Annotated in this window: 15 protein-coding genes; 6 read left to right on the top strand and 9 right to left on the bottom strand. The window is 61.8% G+C overall.

Annotated features, from left to right (window positions below):
* Positions 1-7: 7 nt before the first annotated feature.
* The 6 genes from flgJ to ACZRN6_RS04905 all read right to left on the bottom strand — a co-directional run bounded on the left by flgJ (position 8) and on the right by ACZRN6_RS04905 (position 6,601).
* The gene (gene flgJ, locus ACZRN6_RS04930) at positions 8-1,270 is read right to left on the bottom strand and encodes a flagellar assembly peptidoglycan hydrolase FlgJ (protein WP_464007333.1); all 1,263 of its coding nucleotides are present in this window, start codon (positions 1,268-1,270) and stop codon (positions 8-10) included.
* Between the two features lie 4 nt (positions 1,271-1,274).
* Entirely contained in the window at positions 1,275-2,363 is a 1,089-nt protein-coding gene (locus ACZRN6_RS04925) for a flagellar basal body P-ring protein FlgI (RefSeq protein ID WP_032899355.1), read from the bottom strand.
* A gap of 27 nt (positions 2,364-2,390) precedes the next feature.
* Positions 2,391-3,086 carry a flagellar basal body L-ring protein FlgH gene (gene flgH, locus ACZRN6_RS04920; protein WP_003214607.1) on the bottom strand — a complete coding sequence of 232 codons (696 nt, stop codon included), beginning with the start codon at positions 3,084-3,086 and terminating at the stop codon, positions 2,391-2,393.
* A 53-nt stretch (positions 3,087-3,139) separates the two neighbouring features.
* On the bottom strand, positions 3,140-3,925 hold the full coding sequence (gene flgG, locus ACZRN6_RS04915) for a flagellar basal-body rod protein FlgG (protein WP_003214609.1): 786 nt from the start codon (positions 3,923-3,925) through the stop codon (positions 3,140-3,142).
* Between the two features lie 63 nt (positions 3,926-3,988).
* Positions 3,989-4,729, bottom strand: coding sequence for a flagellar basal body rod protein FlgF (locus tag ACZRN6_RS04910; protein ID WP_003214611.1), 741 nt, complete (start codon positions 4,727-4,729; stop codon positions 3,989-3,991).
* Positions 4,730-5,035: 306 nt separating this feature from the next.
* Positions 5,036-6,601, bottom strand: a complete 1,566-nt coding sequence (locus tag ACZRN6_RS04905; RefSeq protein ID WP_464007332.1) for a sigma-54-dependent transcriptional regulator — start codon at positions 6,599-6,601, stop codon at positions 5,036-5,038.
* 266 nt (positions 6,602-6,867) lie between these two features.
* On the opposite strand from ACZRN6_RS04905, the gene phhA reads away from it, so the two are divergent.
* The 3 genes from phhA to ACZRN6_RS04890 all read left to right on the top strand — a co-directional run bounded on the left by phhA (position 6,868) and on the right by ACZRN6_RS04890 (position 9,317).
* Complete coding sequence (gene phhA / locus ACZRN6_RS04900) at positions 6,868-7,659, top strand: phenylalanine 4-monooxygenase (RefSeq protein ID WP_322146686.1); 792 nt, start codon at positions 6,868-6,870, stop codon at positions 7,657-7,659.
* 105 nt (positions 7,660-7,764) lie between these two features.
* Positions 7,765-8,121, top strand: coding sequence for a 4a-hydroxytetrahydrobiopterin dehydratase (locus tag ACZRN6_RS04895; RefSeq protein WP_088426331.1), 357 nt, complete (start codon positions 7,765-7,767; stop codon positions 8,119-8,121).
* Positions 8,121-9,317 carry an amino acid aminotransferase gene (locus ACZRN6_RS04890; RefSeq protein ID WP_464007331.1) on the top strand — a complete coding sequence of 399 codons (1,197 nt, stop codon included), beginning with the start codon at positions 8,121-8,123 and terminating at the stop codon, positions 9,315-9,317. The genes ACZRN6_RS04895 and ACZRN6_RS04890 overlap by 1 nt, the downstream gene beginning before the upstream one ends.
* 143 nt (positions 9,318-9,460) lie before the next feature.
* Here ACZRN6_RS04890 and ACZRN6_RS04885 read toward each other — a convergent pair whose 3' ends face one another.
* Positions 9,461-10,270: a UDP-2,3-diacylglucosamine diphosphatase gene (locus tag ACZRN6_RS04885; protein WP_322146690.1), complete on the bottom strand. Its 810-nt coding sequence runs from the start codon at positions 10,268-10,270 to the stop codon at positions 9,461-9,463.
* A 133-nt stretch (positions 10,271-10,403) separates the two neighbouring features.
* On the opposite strand from ACZRN6_RS04885, the gene ACZRN6_RS04880 reads away from it, so the two are divergent.
* Entirely contained in the window at positions 10,404-11,195 is a 792-nt protein-coding gene (locus ACZRN6_RS04880) for an AraC family transcriptional regulator (protein WP_322146692.1), read from the top strand.
* 154 nt (positions 11,196-11,349) lie between these two features.
* Entirely contained in the window at positions 11,350-12,240 is an 891-nt protein-coding gene (locus ACZRN6_RS04875; protein WP_322146694.1) for a DMT family transporter, read from the top strand.
* On the opposite strand, the gene ACZRN6_RS04870 is transcribed toward ACZRN6_RS04875, so the two are convergent.
* The gene (locus ACZRN6_RS04870; protein WP_167663663.1) at positions 12,234-12,521 is read right to left on the bottom strand and encodes an Rdx family protein; all 288 of its coding nucleotides are present in this window, start codon (positions 12,519-12,521) and stop codon (positions 12,234-12,236) included. The genes ACZRN6_RS04875 and ACZRN6_RS04870 overlap by 7 nt on opposite strands.
* Before the next feature lie 83 nt (positions 12,522-12,604).
* Here ACZRN6_RS04870 and ACZRN6_RS04865 point away from each other — a divergent pair, with 83 nt between their 5' ends.
* Positions 12,605-14,794 (top strand): patatin-like phospholipase family protein, encoded by a 2,190-nt coding sequence (locus tag ACZRN6_RS04865; RefSeq protein ID WP_322146696.1) that lies wholly within the window; start codon positions 12,605-12,607, stop codon positions 14,792-14,794.
* A 187-nt stretch (positions 14,795-14,981) separates the two neighbouring features.
* On the opposite strand, the gene ACZRN6_RS04860 is transcribed toward ACZRN6_RS04865, so the two are convergent.
* Positions 14,982-15,416, bottom strand: a complete 435-nt coding sequence (locus ACZRN6_RS04860) for a MarR family transcriptional regulator (RefSeq protein WP_464007330.1) — start codon at positions 15,414-15,416, stop codon at positions 14,982-14,984.
* Positions 15,417-15,500 lie beyond the last annotated feature (84 nt).

Here is a 15,500-nt window from a genome sequence, read left to right as displayed (position 1 = left end):
TCAGACCTTATAAATGAGTGGAAGCGCCCGCGGCAGCGTAGTTCTGGTAGCTGTTCATCGTTTTTGCGATCTGCGAAATCTTGCTGGCGTAATCCGGGTCGGTTGCATAACCGGCTTTTTGCAACTCGCGTACAAACTGTTCCGGGTTGTCGGCTGATTTCACAACTTCTTTATAGCGATCATTGCTTTGCAGCAACGTGACCAGGTCGTGGAAGCTGTCCTGGTAGGAATTATAGGAACGGAACTGCGCCGTCTCCTTGACCATCGCCCCATCGCGAAACTCGCTGGTGATCGCCCGGGCTTGTTCGCCCTGCCAGCTCTGGCCGGCCTTGATGCCGAACAGGTTGTGGCTGCTGGTGCCATCTTCGGCACGCATCACCGATTTACCCCAACCGGTTTCCAGGGCGGCCTGGGCCACCAGGTAGCGTGGGTCGACGCCGATGCGCGCCGCGGCCTGCTTGGCCATTGGCAACATGGTGGCGACAAATTCATCCTGCGAGCTGAAGGCTTTTTTCGCCGGCGCCAACGGTGGCTGTGCCACAGCGCGGCCGTAAACCTGCATCTGCCCGCGAGGCGGTATGGCGGCAAGGCTGCGGGCGGTGCTGTTGACTACACCGTCATCGGCGGCGCTGTTACGCAGCGGCGCGGCCTTGGCGGTGGTGGTGGCATCGGCGTTCGGCACAATGCCGGCCAGCAGGCGATCCGTCAGCTTGCTCGGCAACGAGATGCGCCGCTGGTTCATCAGCGCCATGTCGTTGGCGTGGGAGTTAGTGCCTTCAGGCACCGCCACGCGATACGCCCACAAAGGCCGCTGGCCATTGCTGCGGCCCAAAGGGCCATCGGCCTGGGTACCGGCGGCAATTGCGGTGGGCACATCCACCCTCTTCGCAGGCGTGGCCGGGCCTTGCAAGGTGGCCGCCTGGGCGTCCACCGGCTTGTTCTTCTGCATCTGGCGCATCAGCACGTCCGCCAGGCCGATACCGCCGCCTTCGCGAGACAGCGAAACCGCCAACTGCTGGTCGTACATTTCCTGATACTGCTTGGCGGCCGGCGTGTTCAGCGGGTTGTCCTTGCCCAGGGCTTCGGTGGCCGAACGCATGGACTTGAGCATCTCGCCGAGAAACAGCGACTCGAATTCCTGCGCGACCTTGCGCATGTTGCCGTCGCTGTTCTTGTCGCCGACCTTCAACTGGTTCAGCCGGTTGAGGTCGGAGTAGGAACCCGAATCCGCCGTGCTGGTGAGGCCGCTCTTGCGCATGTCCATGGCCATGGCGTCAGATCACAATCAGGTCGGCTTGCAAGGCGCCGGCCTGTTTCAATGCTTCGAGGATCGCCATCAAGTCGCCGGGCGCTGCGCCCACCTGGTTCACCGCACGGACAATCTCGTCCAGGGTGGTACCGGGGCCGAACTTGAACATCGGCTTGGCTTCTTGCTGGGCATTCACCCGCGAACGGGGCACCACGGCGGTCTGGCCGTTGGACAACGGGCCAGGCTGGCTGACGATCGGGTCTTCGGTGATGGTCACGGTGAGGCTGCCGTGGGTCACAGCCGCCGGCGAAACCTTGACGTTCTGGCCGATCACGATGGTGCCGGTCCGCGAGTTGATGATGACTTTGGCCACGGCCTGGCCCGGGTCAACCTCAAGGTTTTCCAGCAGCGACAGGTAGTCCACCCGCTGGCTTGGGTCCAGCGGCGCCGTCACGCGCACCGAGCCGCCGTCGATGGCCTGGGCCACACCCGGGCCAAGCAGCTCATTGATCTTGTCCACTACACGCTTGGCGGTGGTGAAGTCCGAACGGTTGAGGTTCAGGGTCAGGCTGTTGCCCTGGTTGAAGCCACTCGGCACGGTGCGTTCCACCGAGGCACCACCGGGAATGCGGCCAGCCGACGGTACGTTGACGGTGATCTTCGAACCATCACGGCCCTCGGCATCAAAACCGCCCACCACCAGGTTGCCCTGGGCGATGGCGTAGACATTGCCGTCGATACCTTTGAGCGGGGTCATCAGCAAGGTGCCGCCGCGCAGGCTTTTGGAGTTACCCATGGACGAGACGGTGATATCCACCACCTGCCCCGGCTTGGCGAACGGCGGCAAATCGGCACTGATGGACACCGCCGCGACGTTCTTCAACTGCACGTTGCCCGAGCCCGGCGGCACCTTGATGCCGAACTGCGAGAGCATGTTGTTGAAGGTCTGCAGGGTGAACGGGGTTTGGGTGGTCTGGTCGCCGGTGCCGTTAAGCCCCACCACCAGGCCGTAGCCGATCAATTGGTTGGACCGCACGCCGGAAATGCTCGCGATGTCTTTCAGGCGTTCAGCCTGGGCGCCGGCGCTCAGGGCCAGCAGCAACATCGCAGCCATCAGCTGTTTGAAGTTCAAAGTGGTCACCTAGAAAGGGAACAGCGGGCTAAGGAAGAAACGGTCAAACCAGCCCGGCTGACTGGCGTCAGCAAACGAACCCGTACCCGAGTAGGTGATACGTGCATCGGCAATCCGTGTCGACGGCACGGTGTTATCGGTAGAGATATCGTCGGCGCGAACCATGCCGGCAATGCGCACCAGCTCGTCACCGGTGTTGAGGGTCATCCACTTCTCGCCACGTACGGCGATGATACCGTTGGGCAGCACGTCGGCCACGGTCACGGTGATCGAACCGGTCAGGCTGTTGCCCTGCCCCGCCGCGCTCTTGCCGTTGGTGGCGCGGTCGCCGCTGTAGCCGGCGTCCAGGCTCAGGTCACCGCTGCCCAGCGGGTTGTTGGTGTTCGGTACACCGCCAAACAACGAGGTCAGGCCGATGCTGGTCTTGCTGGTCTTGCCGATCTGCGAGTTGGCGTTCTTGCTCGCCTGGGTCTTCTCGTTGAGGGTGATGGTGATGATGTCACCCACCCGGAACGCCTTGCGGTCGCTGTACAGGTTCTGTTCGAAACCGGCCTGGTAGATCGAGCCATTGTTGGCGGCCGCCGGCAACGGCGTGCGCGGCAACACCGGCGCATAGTACGGGTCATTGGGCTTTGGCGTCGGGGCGACACAGCCCGCGAGCACAGCAATCCCACTCAATGCCAGAACAGAAACATAGCGATTCATGACCCATACCTCACGGTGTTGCAGGCGCCTTCGAGGGCGCCCCATAGACTTGATTACAGATTCTGCGTTACGAACGAAAGCATCTGGTCGGCGGTGGAAATCACCTTGGAGTTCATCTCGTAGGCGCGCTGAGTGGTGATCATGTTGACCATCTCTTCAACGGTGCTGACGTTGGACGTTTCCAGGGTGCTTTGCAGGGTGGTACCAAAACCGTTGAGGCCCGGGGTGCCGATTTGCGGCGCGCCGCTGGAGGCGGTTTCCAGGAACAGGTTGTTACCAATGGCCTGCAGGCCGGCCGGGTTGATGAAGTCGGCGGTTTGCAGGTTGCCGATCACCTGGGACGCCGGGTTGCCGGCCACGGTGATCGACACGGTGCCGTCGTTGCCGACGGTGAAGGTCTGGGCGTTGTTAGGCACAACAATCGCAGGCTCCAGCGCGAAACCGTTGGCGGTCACGACCTGGCCGTTGGAGTCCAGGTGGAACGTACCGTCGCGGGTGTAGGTGGTGGTGCCGTCCGGCTGCAGGATCTGGAAGAAACCTTTGCCGTTGACGGCCAGGTCCAGCGGCTGACCGGTTTGCTGCAAGTTACCGGCGCTGAAGTTCTTCTGGGTGCCAACAATCGCCACACCGGTACCCAATTGCAGGCCCGAGGGTAATTCGCTGTCCTGGGTCGACTGGGCGCCCGGCTGCTTCTTGATCTGATAGAGCAAGTCCTGGAACTCGGCGCGGTCACGTTTGAAACCCGTGGTCGACACGTTGGCCAGGTTGTTGGAAATGGTGGTCAGGTTGGTGTCCTGGGCGGACAAACCTGTTTTGGCAACGTATAGAGCCGGAAGCATGTTCTTCTCCTTCGTGCGCCTGTTTTATGGCGCCGCGCTACAAAAATTGGGGTGTGGCTGCTATCAGCTCATCGCCAGGACGCGGGTCATGGCCTGGTCGTCTTCTTTGGCGCTGTTCATCATCTTGATGTGCAATTCAAACTGCTTGGACAGAGCCAGTACTGCCGTCATTTCTTCGACGGCGTTCACATTGCTCGCCTGCAGGAAACCCGACGTCAGCTTGACGTTGGCATCGGCCTGGGCCGGCTGGCCATCCTTGGTGTGGATAGTGCCGTCCAGCCCCTTGGTCATGTTCTTGAGGTCGGGCTGCACCAGCTTGATCCGGTCCACTTCAGCCATCACCCGTGGGCCTTCGCCCATGGCGCGAATGCTGATAGTGCCGTCCTGGCCGACTTCGATCTGCTGCTGGGGCGGCACGGCAATCGGGCCACCGTTGCCCATGATCGGCATCCCATTGCCGGCCCGCAGCACGCCCAATGCATCGACGTTCATGCTGGCGCTGCGCACGTAAGACTCGCCGCCATCGGGGTTTTGCACGGCCATCCAGCCGTCGCCGCTGACGGCCACGTCGAGGTCACGGCCGGTTTCAATCATCGCGCCAGGGGAAAAGTCCGTGCCTGGGCGTTCGGTCAAGGCAAAGGCCCGCGCCGGAAAGCTGTCACCAAACACCGGCATCGAGCGCGCCTGTTCCAGGTCACGCTGGAAACCATTGGTGGAAACGTTCGCCAAGTTGTTGGCGTGGGCCTTCTGCGCCAGTGCATTCTGGCTGGCGCCGGTCATTGCCACGTAAAGGTACTTATCCACGCTCTTTCCTCTTTCTGACGGACGCTTGCCGCCCACCGCTGTACTAATGAGGCTTAAGCAATTTGCGAACCAACTTTTAGAATTCAGGAAAAGTCCAGGCGGGGCGGGGGTTTGCGGTTTGAGTTGCGGAAATGGCGGCTTGAGGGGAGTCGAAAAAACGGCGGACTTATGCCGTTAACGGCAAGCGCGGGTATCAAGACCGACAAAGATCAACTGTAGGAGCTGGCTTGCCTGCGATGGCGGTGTATCAGCTACCACCTGTTTTGCTGACCCACCGCTATCGCAGGCAAGCCAGCTCCCACAGGTTTAACCGCGTTCGGCCTTGAGCACTTCGTAGTCGCGCAGCTTGTTGGCGATTGTGGTGTGGGATACGCCCAGCCGCTTGCCCAACAAACGGCTGCTGGGATGCTCCGCATAAAGCTGCTCCAGCACCGCCTTCTCGAAACGCCCGACAATCTCCTCCAGCCCGCCTTCCAGGGAGAAATCCCCCAGCGGCTGACGCACGCCATAATCCGGCAGGCGAATGTGCTCCGCCTTGACCGTGCCGCCCTCACACAGCGAAACCGCCTGGAACAGCACGTTCTCCAACTGCCGCACGTTCCCCGGCCAGTGGTAATGGCTGAGTCGATCCATCGCCGGCGGCGCCAGCTTGGGCATCGGGCAGCCGATTTGCCGGCTGGCCTGGTCCAGAAAGTGCTCCACCAGCGGCGGTAAACCATCAAGGCATTCGCGCAGTGGCGGGATATGCAGCGAAAGCACGTTCAGGCGGTGATACAAATCCTGACGAAACTCGCCTCGCGCACACAGCTCCGACAGGTCTACCTGGGTCGCGCAAATCACGCGCACATCCAAATACACCTCTTCATCACTGCCTACCCGGCGAAAGCAACCGTCTTGCAGAAAGCGCAGCAACTTCACCTGCAACCGCGCGCTCATTTCCCCGACACCATCGAGAAACAGCGTACCGCCCGCCGTTAGCTCCAGCAGCCCCAACTTGCCCTCCGCACGCGCCCCTTCAAAGGCGCCGGGGCCATACCCAAACAACTCGGTCTCGGCCATGGACTCGGGCAAACCGGCGCAGTTAAGCGCCATCAACGGCGACTGGCCGCGTGGGCTGGCCAAATGGCAGGCACGGGCCAGCAGCTCTTTGCCGGTGCCGGTTTCGCCTTCTATTAATAGAGGCGCATCCAGCGGCGCCATGCGCCGTGCTTCACGCACCACGGCGGCCATGACCTTGGAGCTTTGGAAAATACTGTCGAAGCCGCGTAGCTCTTGCTTGCGCACATTGTAGATACGCTCACCGACCCGGTCGGCGCGGTGCAGGGTCAACACGGCGCCGGCCATGGCTTCACTGTCGTCGTGTTCAGAGGATTGCAGCGGCGCGATATCGGCGAGAAACACGTCACCCTTGACCTTGACCCGCAGGCCATTGATCCGCGATTTGCTGGCCCGCACCAGTTCCGGTAAGTCGAAGTCTTCGGCGTAGCGCGACAACGGAATGCCTGGCACCTCATCCACGCGTACACCCAGCAACTGCGCCGCCGCGCGATTGGCTGCGACGATGGAGCCGCCCATGTCGATGGACAGCACCGGAAACTCCAGCGCCCCCAGCAGTGCATTGAGCTCCATGTGCCGACGTTCGCTGGGCATCAGCCCTACCCGCTTCACCCCAAATACCCCGGCAATCGCTTCGAACTGCGGGCGCAGTGCCTGAAACTGCAGGTTCACCAGGTTCGGGCAATACAAGTAGATGGCATTGCCATGCTCGCCGCCGACCTCGCCCTTGGCGACGTTCACGCCGTACTCAACCAACAGGTTAAGGATGTCCCGCAGGATGCCGATGCGGTTCTGGCAATGCACTTTGATACGCATGAGAGGGCCCGAAGAGGTAGAGGCGCTGCGTCTTTTTGCCGCTGGGCGCAGATAATCGTCAAGATTATGTGACAGCTGTGAGGCGATTCACACCCAAAATACGCCATATGCAGAACGAATCGCCTCATGCGTAACGAAAACTTTACGAAAACCAGTAACTTTTCCTACGGAACTGTGGCAACCGAGGATGGCTTCCTGGGCCAGGCGGCGTATCAATAGGCTCATCCCAGGACATAACAAGAACGAATGCCTAGCAGGAGAGCAGTATGAAGCAGACGCAGTACGTGGCCCGCGAGCCCGACGCGAACGGTTTTATCGACTACCCGCCAGAAGAACACGCGGTGTGGAACACCCTGATCACGCGCCAGCTGAAAGTCATCGAGGGCCGCGCCTGCCAGGAATACCTGGACGGCATCGACAAGCTCGGCCTGCCTCACGAGCGCATTCCGCAACTGGCCGAAGTCAACAAGGTGCTGGCCGAGACCACCGGCTGGCAAGTTGCCCGGGTACCGGCGCTGATCCCCTTCCAGACCTTTTTCGAATTGCTTGCCAACAAACAGTTTCCGGTGGCGACGTTTATTCGTACCCGTGAAGAGCTGGATTACCTGCAGGAACCGGACATTTTTCACGAGATCTTCGGCCATTGCCCACTGTTGACCAACCCCTGGTTCGCGCAATTCACCCACACCTACGGCAAACTCGGCCTGGCGGCCACCAAGGAACAGCGTGTGTACCTGGCGCGCCTGTACTGGATGACCATCGAGTTCGGCCTGGTGGACACGCCTGAAGGCCGGCGTATCTACGGGGGCGGCATTCTGTCGTCGCCCAAAGAGACGGTGTACAGCCTCTCCGGCGCGCCCGAGCACCAAGCCTTCGACCCGCTCGAAGCGATGCGTACGCCGTATCGCATCGACATCCTGCAACCCGTGTACTTCGCCCTGCCCAACCTCAAGCGCCTGTTCGAAGTGGCGCAGGAAGACATCATGGGCATGGTCGAACGCGGCATGCAGCTGGGGCTGCACGCACCGAAGTTCCCACCCAAGCCAAAAGCTGCTTGAGCTGCGACTTTCAGGGCCAGGTGAGTCTGTTCCCCGGCCGCGCGTTGCTTTAGGGTGACGCCACTGACGACCGTTTTCCAAACACTCGATTTCAGGAATACCCACATGACCACGTTGAACCAAGCCCACTGCGAAGCCTGCCGCGCCGACGCCCCGCAAGTCAGCGACGAAGAGTTGCCGGTACTGATCAAGCAGATCCCCGACTGGAACATCGAAGTACGCGACGGCGTGATGCAGCTGGAAAAGGTCTTCCTGTTCAAGAATTTCAAATTCGCCCTGGCGTTCACCAATGCGGTGGGCGTGATTGCCGAAGCCGAAGGCCACCACCCAGGCCTGCTCACCGAATGGGGCAAAGTCACCGTGACTTGGTGGAGCCACTCCATCAAGGGCCTGCACCGCAACGACTTCATCATGGCCGCGCGCACCGACGAAGTGGCGAAGGATGCCGAGGGTCGCAAGTAATGCATTTCGACGCGATCGGCCGGGTACCCGGGGACCCGATCCTCGGGCTGATGGAGCTGTATGCCCAGGACACCAACCCGAACAAGTTCGACCTCGGCGTGGGCGTGTACAAGGACGACCAGGGCCTGACGCCGATCCCGCACTCAGTGAAGCTGGCGGAGCAGCGCCTGGTGGAGCAACAGACCACCAAGACCTACATCGGCGGCCACGGCAATGCTGCATTTGGCACGCTGATCTCTGAGCTGGTACTGGGCGCCGGTTCACCGCTGCTGAACGAACGCCGTGCCGGCGCCACCCAGACGCCAGGCGGCACCGGCGCGCTGCGCTTGAGTGCCGACTTTATCGCACACAGCCTGCCCGGCCGTGGCGTCTGGCTGAGTAACCCGACCTGGCCGATCCACGAAACCATCTTCGCCAAGGCTGGCCTCAAGGTCAGCCATTACCCGTATGTGGGCAGCGACAATCGCCTGGATGTGGCGGCGATGCTGGCCACGCTGTCCGAGGTGCCAAAGGGCGACGTGGTGCTGCTGCATGCCTGCTGCCATAACCCGACGGGCTTTGACTTGTCCCAGGCTGACTGGCGCCAGGTGCTGAAAATCGTCCAGGAGCGCGAGCTGCTGCCGCTGATCGACTTTGCCTACCAGGGTTTTGGCGACGGCCTGGAGCAGGATGCGTGGGCGGTACGGCTGTTTGCAGCTGAACTGCCCGAGGTGCTGATCACCAGCTCTTGCTCGAAGAATTTCGGCCTGTACAGCGACCGTGTGGGCGCGCTGATTGTGTGCGCGACGAACGCCGAGAAGCTTGCAGATGTGCGCAGCCAACTGGCATTTATTGCACGTAATTTATGGTCGACCCCGCCGGATCATGGTGCTGCTGTGGTGGCGACCATTCTCGGTGACGCAGGGCTGAAAAAGCAGTGGGCCGAGGAAGTTGAAGCGATGCGGGCGCGGATTGCGCAACTGCGTTCCGGGCTGGTGGAGGCGTTGGCGCCCCATGGGTTGTCGGCGCGGTTTGCACACATCGCGGCGCAACGCGGGATGTTTTCCTATACCGGCTTGAGTGCCTCGCAGGTGCAACAACTGCGGGAAAAGCACAGCGTGTATATGGTCAATTCCGGGCGTGCGAACGTGGCGGGGATTGATGCGACGCGGTTGACGCTGCTCGCGCAAGCAATCGCAGATGTAAGCAACATTTAAACTCGCAAAAACCACCCGTGGCGAGGGAGCTTGCTCCCGCTGGGCTGCGCAGCGGCCCCAAGATTTTTTGGGCGCGCTACGCACTCCAGCGGGAGCAAGCTCCCTCGCCACAGGTTATTCATATCCAAGCAAAAAACAGCGGTTCAGCCCGCAACCATTTCGGCCTTGAGCTGCGCCTCTTTGGCCTGCGCATCCGCCAACCGATACAGCTCGATATGCCCATCCCAGTGCTCGATCAACGCCGTGCATGACTCCACCCAATCCCCGCAATTGAGATAGTCCACCTCGCCCACCTTGCGAATCTCTGCATGGTGAATATGCCCGCACACCACGCCGTGCAATTCGCGCTTGGTCACTTCGTGGGCGATCGCTTCTTCAAAATCACTGATAAAGCTGACGGCCGTCTTGACCTTGTGCTTGAGGTAGGCCGACAGCGACCAATAGCCATAGCCATACCGCGCCCGCCAGTGGTTCAGCCAGCGGTTCAGCGTGAGGGTGAACTCATAGGCCGAATCACCGAGGAACGCCAGCCAGCGGTGATAGCGGGTGATCACGTCGAACTGATCGCCATGGATCACCAGCAAATGCCGGCCATCGGCAGTCACGTGCACGGCCTCGTCAACCAGCTGGATATTGCCGAGGATCAGCTTCGAATAGCGCCGCAGGAACTCGTCATGGTTGCCGGTGACATAGATCACCTCGGTGCCGCGCTTGCTCATGGTCAGCAGGCGGCGGATCACGTTGGTGTGGGCCTGGGGCCAATACATGCCGCTGCGCAGTTTCCAGCCGTCGATGATGTCGCCCACCAGGTAGACCTTGTCGGCGTGGTAGCCCTTGAGAAATTGCGAGAGGTGTTCGGCCTGGCAGTCCCGCGTGCCCAAATGCACATCGGAAATCCACAGGGTACGCACGCGTTGCTTGCGGCTGGGTTTGGCGAGTTCGGCGCTGGTCATGGGCATGCCTCACGGTGTTTTCGCGAGCTTGCGCCCATGGGATTAATAGCCCATGACAGTGTGGCGTCAGTCTGATGACAGCGCCCAAGCCTTACGAAGCGATGTAAACTGCGGGCCTGCCCAGGAGACTGCGATGAGACCGAACCTCACGCTACGCCACTACGTTGAAGAGCCCATCGCCCACAGCCACGACCACGCGCAGCTGGTGTTTGGCCTGTCCGGGCATCTGGACTTCGAGGTGGACGGCCGTGGCAGCCAGGTGCAGCACAGCAGCGTGATGGTGCTGCCCTACGCCGCTCATCATGCGTGCATCAGCCGCGATGGCAGCCGCTGCCTGGTGCTGGACGTGCCCGATGAACACTGGTTGGCGCAGTCCCTGGGCGAGCATGCCGACGCCAGCCGCCGCTTGCTCGACCAACCCGCACACCTGCTCCTGGACAATCGCCAAAGCCAACTGGTGCAGTGGCTGGCGAGCAGCCCGGTAGATGACCCGCTGATCGCCCAACAAGGCGCGGTATTACTGCTGGCCAGCCTCAACCTTGCACAACCGCTGGCGGGCAAGCGCCTGCCGTATGCCGCGTTCAATGCACATATCCAGCGGCACGCCGCGCACCCGCTGCAAGTGGCGGACCTGGCGAAGATCGCCGACCTGTCCGTGGCCCGCCTGCATGCCCGGTTTGTCGCGGAGTGCGGGCAAACACCGATGGACTACATCCGCACCCGGCGCTTGCAGATGGCGCGCGGCCTGTTGCGCGACAGCCAGTTGCCCATCGGCGAGGTCGCCGCGCGAGTTGGCTACGGTTCGCAAAGTGCATTTGCTGCGGCGATGCTGCGCGAGTTTGGCCTCTCGCCCCGAGCCTTCAGACAAGCACCGTGCAATGTAGGAGCTGGCTTGCCTGCGATAGCATCACCGCGCGCCATCTGAACGACCGAGTTGCCTGCATCGCAGGCAAGCCAGCTCCCACAGGGAGCTTCACCAGGCAAGAGTCCTGCGACAAAACTCGCGAGCCCAACGACAGACGCAGACGCCTGCAACCCTCTAGACTGCGATCCTGTAAACCCGTTGTTCAAGGATCGCAATGACTCCCCGCACAGCCCTCGGCGCCCTGCATATCGGCGCATTGATGTTTGGCCTCACTGGCGTATTCGGCAAGCTGGCGGCCGCCTCGCCGGCAATTATCGTGTTCGGCCGCGCTGCGTTCGCCGTGATTGCCCTGGCGATCTTTGCGCGCTTTGCCAGCAACACCGCCTGGCACAAGTTGCAAGCCCGCGACTGGCGCCGCCTGCTGGTCAGCGGCCTGCTGCTGGCCGGGCATTGGGTGAGTTTCTTTATTGCAGTAAAGGTCGCCGGTGTGGCTATCGCCACCCTGGGCTTCACCACCTTCCCGGCGTTTACGGTGATCCTTGAGGGCCTGATTTTCCGCGAGCGGATTCGCGCCAATGAGATCCTGCTGGTGGTGCTGGTGAGCATCGGCCTGGTGCTGGTCACGCCGGACTTCAACCTCGCGAGCCAAGCCACCAGTGGCCTGTTATGGGCCGTCGGATCCGGCTTGTTGTTCTCGCTGCTGTCACTGAACAACCGCGCCAGCGGGCGCATTCCGCCGGTGCAAGCCGCCTTGTGCCAGAACGTGGTGGTTGCGCTGTGCCTGTTGCCGGTCGCGGCGCCCGGGCTGGCCGAGGTGCGTGCGCTGGACTGGCTGTGGATCGGCCTGCTCGGCGTGTTCTGCACAGGACTGGCCCACAGCCTGTTTGTCGCCAGCCTCGCGGTGCTCAAGGCGCGCACCGCGGCGGTGGTATTCGCCATGGAGCCGGTGTACGGCATCACAGTGGCCTGGCTGCTGTTTGCAGAAACACCCACGTTGCGCATGCTGATGGGCGGCGCGCTGATCATCGTCGCCATCGTGGTGTCCGGGCTGATGGGCAGCGCCAAGCCGGCCAAGCAGCCGGCCGCCACGGCCGACGCTCACTGAGTACGGTCGTTATGCCCCAGGTCCCGTTGCGGGTCGATCTGGTCGCGCACCCGCTGCTTGAGCACTTTGGCTTCCGGGAAGCCACCGTCGGCCTTGCGCTCCCAGATTTGCACGCCGTCGCAGGTGATGCGAAACGCACCGCCGGTGGCCGGTTCCAGGGCCACTTTACCGAGGTCATCGGCAAACGTGCTCAACAGCTCCTGAGCCAGCCACGCGGCGCGCAGCAGCCACTGACACTGTGTGCAATAGGTGATGACAATCTCGGGTTTGGCCACAGACATGAATTGACGGACTCCTGTTTGGCGAGTTGAAAGGATCGAGTGGCTATAATACCGGCCTTTATCGTCCTGCCTTGAGATTGATGATGCGCCGCCTGTTGTCCTGCCTGTTGCTGTGCCTGTTCCCCGTTCTCGTCCAAGCCGTCGAAAACCCACGCCCGAAGATCGGCCTGGTGCTCTCCGGTGGCGCCGCCCGAGGCCTGGCACACATTGGCGTGCTCAAGGCCCTGGAAGAACAAGGCATCCACATCGATGCGATTGCCGGCACCAGCATGGGCGCGGTGATTGGCGGGCTGTACGCCTCGGGCTACAAGATCGACGAGCTGGAAAAACTCGCGTTGAGCATCGACTGGAAGCTTGCCCTGTCCGATGCGCCGCCCCGGGAAGACGTGCCGTTCCGGCGCAAGCAGGATGACCGGGATTTCCTGGTCAAACAGAAACTCAGCTTCCGTGACGACGGCAGCCTTGGCCTGCCACTGGGGGTGATCCAGGGCCAGAACCTGGCCCTGTTGCTGGAAAGCATGTTCGCCCACAGCAGCAACACCCGGGATTTCGACAAACTGCCGATCCCCTTCCGCGCCGTGGCCACCGACATCACCAGCGGCGAGAAAGTGGTGTTCCGCAAAGGCCATTTGCCGCAGGTGATCCGCGCCAGTATGTCGATCCCGGCGGTATTTGCCCCGGTGGAGCTGGATGGCCGGCTGCTGGTGGACGGCGGCATGACCGATAACATCCCGCTGGATGTGGCGCGGGAAATGGGCGTCGACATCGCCATCGTCGTCGACATCGGCACGCCGCTGCGCACACGCAAGCAACTCAACACCGTGGTGGACGTGCTCAACCAGTCCATCACCCTGATGACCCGGCGCAACTCCGAAGAACAACTCAAGGCCCTGGCGCCACGCGACGTGCTGATCCAGCCGTCGCTGGCCGCGTTTGGCGTGACAGACTTCGGCCGTGCCAAAGACATGATCGACGCCGGCTACCGCGCCACCCGCGCCCTCGACGTGCGCCTGGCGCACCTGCGCCCGCCCGAGCCGGTGGACCCAACACTGATGGCCGCCCGCACGCCCGGCGAGCGCAACCCGGTGATCACCGCGATCAAGGTGGAGAATGACTCCAAGGTCGGCGACGAGGTGATCCGCTACTACATCCGCCAGAACCTCGGCGAGCCCCTGGACCTCGCCCGCCTGCAAACCGACATGGGCACGCTCTATGGCCTGGATTACTTCGAGCAGGTGCAATACCGCGTGGTAAAAAAGGGCAAGGACAACACCCTGGTCATCAGCGCCCGGGGCAAACGCAGCGGCACCGACTACCTGCGCCTGGGCCTCAACCTGTCGGATGACATGCGCGGCGACAGCGCCTTCAACCTCGGCGCCAGCTACCGCATGAACGGCATCAATCGCCTCGGCGCCGAATGGCTGACGCGGGTGCAGATCGGGGACCGGCAGGAGCTGTACAGCGAGTTCTACCAGCCGATGGACACCGGCTCGCGCTACTTCGTCGCGCCCTATATCAGTGCCCAGGCGCAGAACGTTGAACTGATTGAAGACAACAACCCGATCTCCGAGTACCGCCTGGAACGCTACGGCTTCGGGCTAAACGTGGGCCGGCAGATCGGCAACAGCGGCGAGATTCGTTTCGGCGTCGGCGAAGCCTGGGGCAAGGCAGATGTACGCATTGGTGACCGGGATTCGCCGAGCATCAACTTCAGCGAAGGCTTTTATGAGCTGAAGTACTCCTTCGACTCGTTCGACAATGTGTACTTCCCGCACACCGGTGAAGACATTGGGCTGGCCTTGCGGGAATTCGAACCGGGGCTGGGCTCTGACCAGCGCTATCGCCAGTGGGAGTTCAAGCTGGACAAGGCCATGAGCAGCGGGCCGGACACGCTGATTCTCGGCGGGCGTTATGGGCGCACCCTGGATAAGTCCGACGTGGTGATTTCCAGCTTCCTGCTGGGGGGCGCGCGGCAGTTATCGGGCTTCCGTGAGGATGCGATTGCCGGGCAGAACATCAGCCTGATGCGCGCGGTTTACTATCGACGGCTGACGCCGCGGTCTTATTTGCCGCTGGAGTTCCCGCTGTACCTGGGCGCGTCACTGGAACGTGGACGGGCGTGGAACAACGACAATGAGTACGACAGCGGGTATATCAACGCGGCCAGTATTTTCCTGGGGTTTGATACACCACTGGGGCCGTTGAATTTCAGTTACGGGTTTAACGATGACAATCAGCAGGCGGTGTACCTGAACCTGGGGCAAACGTTCTAAGCACACCACAACCCCATGTGGGAGCGGGCTTGCTGTGGTGAGCGGGCTTGCTGTGGTGAGCGGGCTTGCCCCGCGCTGGACTGGGCTGCGAAGCAGCCCCATCAACCTGCGGTGAACCCGACGGGGGACAAGCCCCCTCACCACAGCAAGCCCGCTCCCACACGTTTTATCTCCGGCGCATCGGAAATCAGGACTTCTCGAGGTTTGCGAGGATGTGCTCATGAACCCGCATGCACACCCCCAGATCCTCTTCTTCAACACCCACAAACAGCTCATGGCGCAAGGCCGTGGCGATGGTTTCAATCTGTTCGATCAACGGCTTCGCGGTGTCGCACAGCACGATGCGCTTGGCGCGGCGATCTTCCACCACGGCCTGGCGTTGCACCAAACCCTGGCCTTCCAGGCTGTCGAGCAACCGCGCCAACGTGGGCCCTTCTACCCCGACGCTTTGCGCCAGCTCACGCTGGGTCGGCGGCTCGGTAAAACGCGCCAGATGCAGCAGCACCAGCCAGCGTGCCTGGGACAAACCCAGGCCTGCCAGGCGACGATCCAGCTCGGCACGCCAACCTCGGGACATCTGTGCCAACTGCATGCCAAAACGGTGTTGATCGGTGAACGGCATAAAAAACTCATGGGTTAGACTGAAAATAAAGTGTGGCTAATTATTAGCCAGCTAATCATGACCCATGCCAGTAGGCAAGACCTG

The organism is Pseudomonas sp. A125 (assembly GCF_055409485.1).
This window is presented reverse-complemented; position numbering and strand designations above follow the sequence as displayed.

What these genes read in the sequence shown, in the direction of transcription:
- flgJ (WP_464007333.1), bottom strand. Translation starts at nt 1,270, where the DNA reads ATGGCCATGGACATGCGCAAGAGCGGCCTCACCAGCACGGCGGATTCG.
- ACZRN6_RS04925 (WP_032899355.1), bottom strand. Translation starts at nt 2,363, where the DNA reads ATGGCTGCGATGTTGCTGCTGGCCCTGAGCGCCGGCGCCCAGGCTGAA.
- flgH (WP_003214607.1), bottom strand. Translation starts at nt 3,086, where the DNA reads ATGAATCGCTATGTTTCTGTTCTGGCATTGAGTGGGATTGCTGTGCTC.
- flgG (WP_003214609.1), bottom strand. Translation starts at nt 3,925, where the DNA reads ATGCTTCCGGCTCTATACGTTGCCAAAACAGGTTTGTCCGCCCAGGAC.
- ACZRN6_RS04905 (WP_464007332.1), bottom strand. Translation starts at nt 6,601, where the DNA reads ATGCGTATCAAAGTGCATTGCCAGAACCGCATCGGCATCCTGCGGGAC.
- phhA (WP_322146686.1), top strand. Translation starts at nt 6,868, where the DNA reads ATGAAGCAGACGCAGTACGTGGCCCGCGAGCCCGACGCGAACGGTTTT.
- ACZRN6_RS04895 (WP_088426331.1), top strand. Translation starts at nt 7,765, where the DNA reads ATGACCACGTTGAACCAAGCCCACTGCGAAGCCTGCCGCGCCGACGCC.
- ACZRN6_RS04890 (WP_464007331.1), top strand. Translation starts at nt 8,121, where the DNA reads ATGCATTTCGACGCGATCGGCCGGGTACCCGGGGACCCGATCCTCGGG.
- ACZRN6_RS04885 (WP_322146690.1), bottom strand. Translation starts at nt 10,270, where the DNA reads ATGACCAGCGCCGAACTCGCCAAACCCAGCCGCAAGCAACGCGTGCGT.
- ACZRN6_RS04880 (WP_322146692.1), top strand. Translation starts at nt 10,404, where the DNA reads ATGAGACCGAACCTCACGCTACGCCACTACGTTGAAGAGCCCATCGCC.
- ACZRN6_RS04875 (WP_322146694.1), top strand. Translation starts at nt 11,350, where the DNA reads ATGACTCCCCGCACAGCCCTCGGCGCCCTGCATATCGGCGCATTGATG.
- ACZRN6_RS04870 (WP_167663663.1), bottom strand. Translation starts at nt 12,521, where the DNA reads ATGTCTGTGGCCAAACCCGAGATTGTCATCACCTATTGCACACAGTGT.
- ACZRN6_RS04865 (WP_322146696.1), top strand. Translation starts at nt 12,605, where the DNA reads ATGCGCCGCCTGTTGTCCTGCCTGTTGCTGTGCCTGTTCCCCGTTCTC.
- ACZRN6_RS04860 (WP_464007330.1), bottom strand. Translation starts at nt 15,416, where the DNA reads ATGCCGTTCACCGATCAACACCGTTTTGGCATGCAGTTGGCACAGATG.